Origin of the sequence: Azotobacter bryophylli (assembly GCF_042643485.1) — a bacterium.
Lineage (GTDB): Bacteria > Pseudomonadota > Gammaproteobacteria > Pseudomonadales > Pseudomonadaceae > Azotobacter > Azotobacter bryophylli.
This window is the reverse complement of sequence record NZ_JBHRSJ010000001.1, coordinates 390038-398058: the sequence shown is the minus strand read 5'-3', so window position 1 is coordinate 398058 and position 8021 is coordinate 390038. Positions and strand designations below refer to the sequence as shown.

Sequence of the window (8021 nt, the reverse complement as noted above, 5' to 3'; positions counted from 1 at the left end):
CCAGGAGGACGCGGCCCATCGAGGTACAGTAGGCCGGCAGCCGGCTGCCGACGCTGAGATCCACCGAGATCAGGCGCTGGGGCACCGCCGAGCGGGCGATGTAGAGGATCTGCTCGCCTTCGAGGGTGGCCAGGTTGCAGGCCTCGTGGAGCTGCTCGCTGAGCCGGTCCAGATGGGGCTGGGCGGAGACCGCCAGGGGAGTGGAGGACAGATAGGCATGGCCGAGGGTGAGCACCTTGGGCAGCAGCGAGTAGGTGCGCCCGTCGGTGGTGACGTAGCCCAGCTTCATCAGGGTGTACAGGCAACGGCGCACGGCGGCCCGGGGAATCTCGGTGCGGTGGCTGATCTGGGCGATGGTCAGGTGGCGCTTGCGCTCCTGGAAGGCGTTGATCACGGCCAGGCCGCGCGCCAGGGAGGTCATGAAGTTCGGATCGCCGCTCAGCTCCTCGATGCGCCTGGCGGGCGAGACATAGGGCGGCGGGGCCAGGGGCGGCACGGCCTGACGCGTTTCGCTCATGGAAGCTCCTCGGCTGGATCGGGCCCGGGTGGCCACAGGATCAGTCGATTATCGAACTCATGTTCGATAATCGCAACCCAGCGGAGGCGTCGTTTCGCGACCGGCAGGACGGGGCGGGTCGGCCCCCGTCCCCTCCCAGGGATGGCACCCGTCGCTCTCGCCTCAGAAATCGAAGAACACCGTTTCCCCTTCGCCCTGGATGCGGATGTCGAAACGGTAGGCGGTCCGGCCGTCCACCTCGCAGCGCCGGGCCACCAGGGTCTGGCGCCGCTCGGGCTGCTCGATCAGGTTGAGCACCGGATCGGCCGCGTTGGCCTGGGCCTCGTCGTCGAAGTACAGGCGCGTCTGCAGCTGGATGTTGATCCCGCGGGCGAACAGCGAAACGTTGATGTGCGGAGCCATCGGCACGCCCGCGGCGTTCTTCACCACTCCCGGCTTGACCGTCTTCAGGGTCCACTCGCCGGCATCGAAGGTGGTCGCGGTGCGGCCGAAGCCGTTGAACGGCTTTTCCACGTCGTAGACCGGGTCGTAGACGCCTTGGTGGTCGGCCTGCCAGAACTCCAGGAAGGAATCGCGCACCAGGTGGCCGTTGCCGTCGTAGACGTTGCCGATCAGGAGGATGTGCTCGCCCGGCGCGTCGTCCCTGGCCATCTCGTTCCAGACTTCCTGGTCGCGGGTCGGGTTGCCGGCCGCGGCCAGGGCCAGACCGATGTGCACGTAGGGGCCGGCGGTCTGCGAGGGGGTTTCCGGCAGCAGTTCGGAATTCATGGTCGGCTCCTTCTCACTGGTTCTCGAAATGGGTCTGGCGCTGGCCGCGCAGGACGATGTCGAAGCGGTAGGCCAGGCAGTCCATGGGATTGCCCATGCCCATGTCCAGGCGGCCGATCAGGCTCTGCACGGCATCCGGATTGGCGATGGCGCGGACGATCGGACACTTCGGGATCAGCGGGTCGCCCTCGAAGTACATCTGGGTGATCAGCCGGGTGGCGATCGACGGGCCGCTGATGGAGACGTGGATGTGGGACGGTCGCCAATCGTTCGGGCCGTTGCGCCAGGGGTACGGGCCCGGCTTGACGGTGCGGAAGTGATAGCGGCCGTCGGCATCGGTCAGGGTCCGGCCGACGCCGCCGAAATTGGGGTCCAGCGGCGCCAGGTAGCGGTCGTTCTTGTGGCGGTAGCGGCCGCCGGCGTTGGCCTGCCACATCTCCACCAGGGTGTGCGGAACCGGCTTGCCGTACTGGTCGACGACGCGGCCGAACATGATGATGCGCTCGCCGATCGGCAGGCCGCCGTGGTCGAAGTTGAGCAGCAGGTCGTTGTCGTGCCTGCCCATCTTCAGGTGGGAGAAATCCGGGCCGGTGGTTTCCGAGAGAGATTGCGGAATGCTCACCAGCGCCTGCCGCGGGGAGCGGGCGATGGAGGTCTTGTAGTCGGGGGTGTAGGCCTTTGGCTGCCAGTTCCGGTCGCGGGCAACGAAACGGCGATTGTCCAGTTCGGACATGACTGACTCCTTGTTCTTGGATTATCGGGTCGCTGCGCATGGGGCGCGAACCGAGTCTCCCCCGCTCCCTCGTCCGGTGAAAAGTGAAAACCTCGCCCGCTCGCATAACCGAATGGTTATGTGATGGAGGATGCGCCCAGCTCCCCCGCCACCTGCCGCAGCTCCTCGCAGAACCACTGGGCGGCCAGCGGCAGCGGCAACGCCGAGTTGAAGCAGAAACCGATGGAACCGCCCGGCTCGCGGATGCCCAGTTCCAGCTCGACCAGCTCCCCGGCCCGGATGTCCAGGCGCACCGCATCCAGCGGTGCCAGCCAGAGCGCATCGCTGCACAGCACGTAGCGCCGGCTCAGCGCCGGCGAGAGGGTTTCCAGGCGCTGCAGCGGCTGGGGAATGCCGGCCTGGACGAAGAAGCTGTCGGCATGCTGGCGGATGGTCGTGCCGGCCAGCGGCAGCACCAGCGGGTAGTCGGCCAGCGCGCCCCGCTCGTCGGGGGCGATGCCGAGCAGCGGATGTCCGGGACGCACCACCAGGGCCATGGATTCGCTGTAGAGGTGCTCGAAGGTCATGCCCCGGATCTCGGGGCTGTCGGTCATCCGCCCGACCACCAGGTCCAGCTCGCCGACCCGCAGCTGCGCCAGCAGATGGGCGCTCGGCCCGGTGGCGACGCTGACCACCAGCGCCGGATGCTGCCGGTGCAGACGCAGCACCACCTCCGGCACCACCTGGCTCTCCACCGTCGAGAGCACGCCGACGCGCACCAGCCCGCCGGCCCGGTCGTCGCCGCGCAGGGTGTTGACGCCATCGCGCAGGGCCTGCACGCAGGGCCCGGCATAGCGCAGGAAAGCGACGCCGGCGGAGGTGAGGACGACGCCCGACTTGCCGCGCTCGAAAAGGCGGCTGCCGAGGATCTCCTCCAGCTCCTTGAGGGTCTTGGATATCGCCGGCTGGGACACAGCTATGGCATCCGCCGCCTTGGCGAAGCTGCGCAGGCGGGCGACCTCGAGAAAGCCGACGAGGTGACGGAACTTGATGCGGTTATCGACCAGCATGGGGCGCCTCGAATGCCTGACAGACGGGGAAACGCCGGGCCGGGAACAGGCCCGGCGGACGGCGGGTGCGGGCGGGCCTTGCGCTCAGCGGCGCTTGCCGCCGAGCAGCGAGCCGAGCAGGCCGCGCACCAGTTGCCGGCCGAGCTGGTCGGCGGCCTGGCGCATCGCCGTCTTCATCGTCCGGCTGGCCAGCGTGCCGAGCAGTTCGCCCGCCATGTCGGCGAGCCCGCCTCCGCCTTCCCCGCTCCCGGCCGCGTCCGTCCCGGTCGCCTGGGCCGCGCGCTGGGTCAGCCGCTCGTAGGCCGACTCGCGGTCGATCGGCTTGTCGTAGCGCCCGAGCAGCGGCGAACCGCTCACCAGCGCGGAGCGCTCGGCCGGGCTGAGCGGACCGATGCGCGACTGCGGCGGCGCGATGGCCACCCGCTGCACCATGGCCGGCGTACCCTTCTCTTCCAGGGTGCCGACCAGGGCTTCGCCGATGCCCAGCTCGGTCAGCACGCTCAGGGCGTCGAACGCCGGATTCGGGCGGAAGCCGTCGGCGACCGCGCGCAGGGCCTTCTGCTCCCTGGCGGTGTAGGCACGCAGGCCATGCTGGATGCGCAGGCCCAGCTGCGCCAGGATGCTGTCCGGCAGGTCGCCCGGCGACTGGGTGACGAAGTAGACGCCCACCCCTTTCGAGCGGATCAGCCGCACCACCTGCTCCAGACGCTCCTGCAGGGCCCTGGGGGTATCGGCGAAGAGCAGGTGGGCCTCGTCGAAGAACAGCGCCAGCAGCGGTTTGTCGACATCGCCGCGCTCGGGCAACTGCTCGAACAGCTCGGCCAGCAGCCAGAGCAGGAAGGTCGCGTAGACCTTCGGCGACTCATGGACCAGGCGGCTGGCGTCCAGCAGATGCACGCGGCCACGACCGTCCGGCTCGGGCCGCAGCAGATCCTCCAGCTGCAGGGCCGGCTCACCGAACAGCGATTCGGCGCCCTGCTGTTCCAGGGTCGCCAGCCGTCGCAGCAGCGCCTGGGCCGAGGCCGTCGTGAACAGGGCGCTGTCCTCCCCGAGCAACTGCGGATTCTCCCGCAGATGGTTGAGCAGCGCCTTCAGATCCTTCAGGTCGAGCAGCAGCAGGCCCTCCCGGTCGGCCACGCGGTAGGCGGCATAGAGGGCGGCCTGCTGGCTGTCGGTGAGTTCGAGCAGATTGCCCAGCAGCAGCGGGCCCATCTCGCTGAGGGTGGTGCGCAGCGGATGGCCGCTCTGCCCGTGGACGTCCCACAGCGTCACCGGGTAGGCGCACGCCCGGTAATCCAGCCAGGGCATGCCGGCGATGCGTTCGGCGACCGCGCCCTTGGGCTCGCCGGCGGCGCCGAGCCCGCAGAGATCGCCCTTGATGTCGGCGGCGAACACCGCGACGCCCGCGTCGCTGAAGGACTCCGCCAGGCGCTGCAGGGTCACCGTCTTGCCGGTGCCGGTGGCGCCGGCGATCAGGCCGTGCCGGTTGGCCAGCCGCAGGGACTGCGTCACGGGCCTGCCGGCGGGGTCGGCGCCGAGAACGAATGCATTGGAGTCGGCCATCTTTCTTCCTTGTATAGATGTGGGAGGGCGGCCTGCGACGCCCGGATCGGTTCAGGCGAAGACCACCGTCTTGTTGTCGTGCACCAGAACCCGGTCCTCGAGGTGATAGCGTAGCCCACGGGCCAGCACCATCTTCTCCACGTCCTTGCCGCGGCGGACCATGTCGTCGATGGTGTCGCCGTGGGTCACGCGGACCACGTCCTGCTCGATGATGGGACCGGCATCCAGGTCCTCGGTGACGTAGTGACAGGTCGCCCCGATCAGCTTCACCCCGCGCAGGGACGCCTGATGGTAGGGCCTGGCGCCGGCGAAGGACGGCAGGAAGCTGTGGTGGATGTTGATGACGCGCTGGGCGAACTCGCGACACAGCTGTGGCGGCAGTATCTGCATGTAGCGGGCGAGCACCACGGTGTCGGCCGCATGTTCCCTGACCAGCCGGGAAACCTCGGCGAAGGCCGGCTCCTTGTCCCGCGGATCGACCGGAACGTGGTGATAGGGAATGCCGTGCCATTCGACCATGCTGCGCAGATCCTCGTGGTTGGAGATCACGCAGGGAATCTCGCAGTCCAGCTCGCCGCTGTTCCAGCGGTGCAGGAGATCGGCCAGACAATGGGATTCGCGGCTGGCCATCAGCACCACGCGCTTGGGCTGGGCGGAATCGGTGACCCGCCACTCCATGGAGAACTCGCGGGCGATCGGCGCGAACGCGTGGCGAAACTCTTCCAGATCGAAAGGCAGGGAGTCCGCGCGAATCTCATGGCGCATGAAGAACCAACCGCTGTCGGTATCGGAATGGTGGCTTGCCTCGGTGATCCAGCCATTATAGGTTGCCAGGAAGTTACTGACCTTGGCGACGATGCCGACTCGGTCGGGGCAGGCGATCACCAGCCGAAAAGTACGCATGTTGGGCAAACTCCAGACTTCGCGAAAGTCTCATTCTAGCCATAGCCCCGGAAAACTTCAGTATTCCTCAATTCCAGTGGGGAATCCGCATAAGACATCAAGCAGACAAAGAGCAAAATCGATAAATAGTAAAAAACTCGTCAAATTCGACGAGCATTCAACCGACACTTCGACGATTCGCCTCTTGCCAGCAGCCTGCCTGCCAGAAGGAGTTTGCTGCTAATTTCCAGTTGGAAATTCCGTACTGCTCCCGACAAGTTCGGCATGTCTTCTTAAAATCATCACAATGGCCCGAGCGAAGTTGGCAAAACATTTCAGAGTTATTTACTTGGCGAGAGGGGCTGTCTATTATTAGTGACACTATTAACAGGTCACCCGCGCCAGCGGTTTAAGGGTAGGAAAATGTCTTTGATCAATGAGTATCGCGCTACTGAAGAGGCCATCAAGGAGCTTCAGGAGCGCCTGAAAAACCTCTCGCAGGACGACAAGCTGCAAAAAGAACTCGAGTTCGAAGGCAAACTGCGCAAGCTGATGGGCGAATATCAAAAGACTCTGCGCGACATCAACAGCCTGCTCGATCCGGACGCCAAGCTCGGCAAGGCTCCGCGCCCCGCGAAAGCGCCCACCCAGACCAAGCGCGCGCGCAAAGTGAAGCAATACAAGAACCCCCACACTGGCGAAGTGATTGAAACCAAAGGCGGCAATCACAAGACCCTGAAGGAATGGAAGGCCCAGTGGGGCGCCGACACCGTGGAAAGCTGGGCGACCCTGCTGGACTGATCGCCCGTCCGCGAAGTTGAATAAACGCCAGTAAAGACTGGCGTTTTTTTATGGGCGATTTATTTACAGGGGCAATCCTGCCCTGCCTCACAGCGTATAACGCTCGGCCAATTGCCGGGCATATTCGCGCCATTGCAGCAGAATCCCCTGCTGCTTCGCATCGGCCCCGGCAAGCTTTTCCGCCAATAGCGCATTGAAATCGGCCAATGTATTGGGCGCCCCTTTTCCCGCATCGCTCAGGCGCTGTTTGCAGAAGTCCAGCCAGCGGCTCTGCTCGGACGGACTCAAAGTTTCCGGAAAATTACGCGCGCGGTAGCGGAACAGCAATTCGGGCAATCGCCCGTCATCGAAAGACCAGCTCTTCGTGGCGAGACTCTGCGGATCGGTACAACGCACTTGTTCGCAAAGACGGCGGTCGCGTTCTCCGAGAAAACCGTCGTACAACTGCTGTTCGGGATCCTCGCTCGCGGCGAATTCGTCGGCCGTATAGAGTGCCGGCAACTTTTCCTGCCAGAGCGTACGCCCGTCACGCAGCAAGTCTGCACGCCGATGGCACTCGCCAATATCCAGCTGCAATCGAATTAAATCCTCTTCCCGCAGAACTCCCAGCGGGGCCAATACCGGACAACGATTGATATATATCTGTTTCAGGGGGACCGGTAATTCATCGGCAGCCAGTTCTTCGCGGCGCGTATACAAACGCCGGCGCAGGGTCTGCACATCGAGATCGAACAGCGGGGACGGATCGGCCTGCAGATCGCAGACGATCAGGGCGTTGCGATTGCGCGGATGCCAGGCCAGAGGCAGGACCACCGCCAGGTAGCGGCGCTCGGCCGAGAAGCGCCCGGAAACATGCACCATCGGCTGCAGCAGCCGCACCTGATCGAGCACCCGCTGCTTGTTACGCAGCTGATAAAGGAAGCCATAGAGCTTGGGCTGCCGCTCCCGGAGCAGGCGGGCCATGGCGATGGTGGCGCGCACGTCGGCGAGGGCGTCGTGGGCCTGGCCATGGTCGATGCCGTTGGCCACGGTGAGGCGGTCCAGCCTGAGGGTCACCCGGCCCTCCTCTTCCGGCCAGACGATTCCCTCCGGGCGCAGGGCATAGGCGGTGCGCAGGAGGTCGATCAGATCCCAGCGGCTGTTGCCGCCCTGCCACTCGCGGGCGTAGGGGTCGAAGAAGTTGCGGTAGAGGCTGTAGCGGCTGACCTCGTCGTCGAAGCGCAGGCTGTTGTAGCCGGCCACGCAGGTCCCCGGGCGGGCCATCTCGGCATGCAGGCGGGTCATGAATTCGGCCTCGCACAGCCCCCGCTCGGCCAGGGTCGCCGGGGTGATGCCGGTGACCAGGCAGGCGGCCGGGTGCGGCAGGATGTCGTCGCCGGGCCGGCAGTAGAGGTTCAGCGGCGCCTCGATCTCGTTGAGATCCTCGTCGGTACGGATGCCCGCAACCTGCAGGGGGCGGTCGCAGCGCGGATTGATGCCGGTGGTTTCGTAGTCGTACCAGAAGATGCTGGAGGTCACGGTCGGGTCCTGTCGAAGAAACCGCAAGAGTGTAGGGCCAGTCGCCGATTATTGCGCCAGCGGCGTGCCCATCGGGCAGAAGAACCGGCCCCTGCCTCTTCGGCGCCATTGGCCCAGGCAAAAAGCCATCATTTATATAGCCGTCCTTTCCGCCGCTACCCCAGCCCGGCCTTCGGCGAGGTTGCCTGCT

Annotated in this window: 8 protein-coding genes; 1 reads left to right on the top strand and 7 read right to left on the bottom strand. The window is 65.6% G+C overall.

The features are described 5' to 3' along the window. The 6 genes from ACFOJE_RS01935 to purU all read right to left on the bottom strand — a co-directional run. The coding region (locus ACFOJE_RS01935; RefSeq protein WP_377812548.1) for an IclR family transcriptional regulator domain-containing protein at positions 1–517 on the bottom strand (517 nt) is incomplete at its 3' end. A 162-nt stretch (positions 518–679) separates the two neighbouring features. Continuing rightward, on the bottom strand, positions 680–1285 hold the full coding sequence (gene pcaG, locus ACFOJE_RS01930) for a protocatechuate 3,4-dioxygenase subunit alpha (protein ID WP_377812547.1): 606 nt from the start codon (positions 1283–1285) through the stop codon (positions 680–682). A gap of 13 nt (positions 1286–1298) precedes the next feature. Continuing rightward, positions 1299–2018: a protocatechuate 3,4-dioxygenase subunit beta gene (pcaH, locus tag ACFOJE_RS01925; protein ID WP_377812546.1), complete on the bottom strand. Its 720-nt coding sequence runs from the start codon at positions 2016–2018 to the stop codon at positions 1299–1301. Between the two features lie 116 nt (positions 2019–2134). Further along, positions 2135–3067 (bottom strand): pca operon transcription factor PcaQ, encoded by a 933-nt coding sequence (gene pcaQ / locus ACFOJE_RS01920; RefSeq protein ID WP_377812545.1) that lies wholly within the window; start codon positions 3065–3067, stop codon positions 2135–2137. A gap of 84 nt (positions 3068–3151) precedes the next feature. After that, entirely contained in the window at positions 3152–4630 is a 1479-nt protein-coding gene (locus tag ACFOJE_RS01915) for a helicase HerA-like domain-containing protein (protein WP_377812544.1), read from the bottom strand. Between the two features lie 51 nt (positions 4631–4681). After that, positions 4682–5533: a formyltetrahydrofolate deformylase gene (gene purU, locus ACFOJE_RS01910; protein WP_377812543.1), complete on the bottom strand. Its 852-nt coding sequence runs from the start codon at positions 5531–5533 to the stop codon at positions 4682–4684. 402 nt (positions 5534–5935) lie between these two features. Between purU and mvaT the strand changes: the two genes are divergently transcribed. Next, positions 5936–6313 carry a histone-like nucleoid-structuring protein MvaT gene (gene mvaT, locus ACFOJE_RS01905; protein WP_377812542.1) on the top strand — a complete coding sequence of 126 codons (378 nt, stop codon included), beginning with the start codon at positions 5936–5938 and terminating at the stop codon, positions 6311–6313. Positions 6314–6400: 87 nt separating this feature from the next. Here the strand turns inward: mvaT and sbcB are convergent, their stop codons facing one another. Then, complete coding sequence (gene sbcB / locus ACFOJE_RS01900; protein ID WP_377812541.1) at positions 6401–7831, bottom strand: exodeoxyribonuclease I; 1431 nt, start codon at positions 7829–7831, stop codon at positions 6401–6403. Positions 7832–8021: the final 190 nt, after the last annotated feature.

What these genes read in the sequence shown, in the direction of transcription:
- ACFOJE_RS01915 (WP_377812544.1), bottom strand. Translation starts at nt 4,630, where the DNA reads ATGGCCGACTCCAATGCATTCGTTCTCGGCGCCGACCCCGCCGGCAGG.
- mvaT (WP_377812542.1), top strand. Translation starts at nt 5,936, where the DNA reads ATGTCTTTGATCAATGAGTATCGCGCTACTGAAGAGGCCATCAAGGAG.
- pcaG (WP_377812547.1), bottom strand. Translation starts at nt 1,285, where the DNA reads ATGAATTCCGAACTGCTGCCGGAAACCCCCTCGCAGACCGCCGGCCCC.
- pcaQ (WP_377812545.1), bottom strand. Translation starts at nt 3,067, where the DNA reads ATGCTGGTCGATAACCGCATCAAGTTCCGTCACCTCGTCGGCTTTCTC.
- pcaH (WP_377812546.1), bottom strand. Translation starts at nt 2,018, where the DNA reads ATGTCCGAACTGGACAATCGCCGTTTCGTTGCCCGCGACCGGAACTGG.
- purU (WP_377812543.1), bottom strand. Translation starts at nt 5,533, where the DNA reads ATGCGTACTTTTCGGCTGGTGATCGCCTGCCCCGACCGAGTCGGCATC.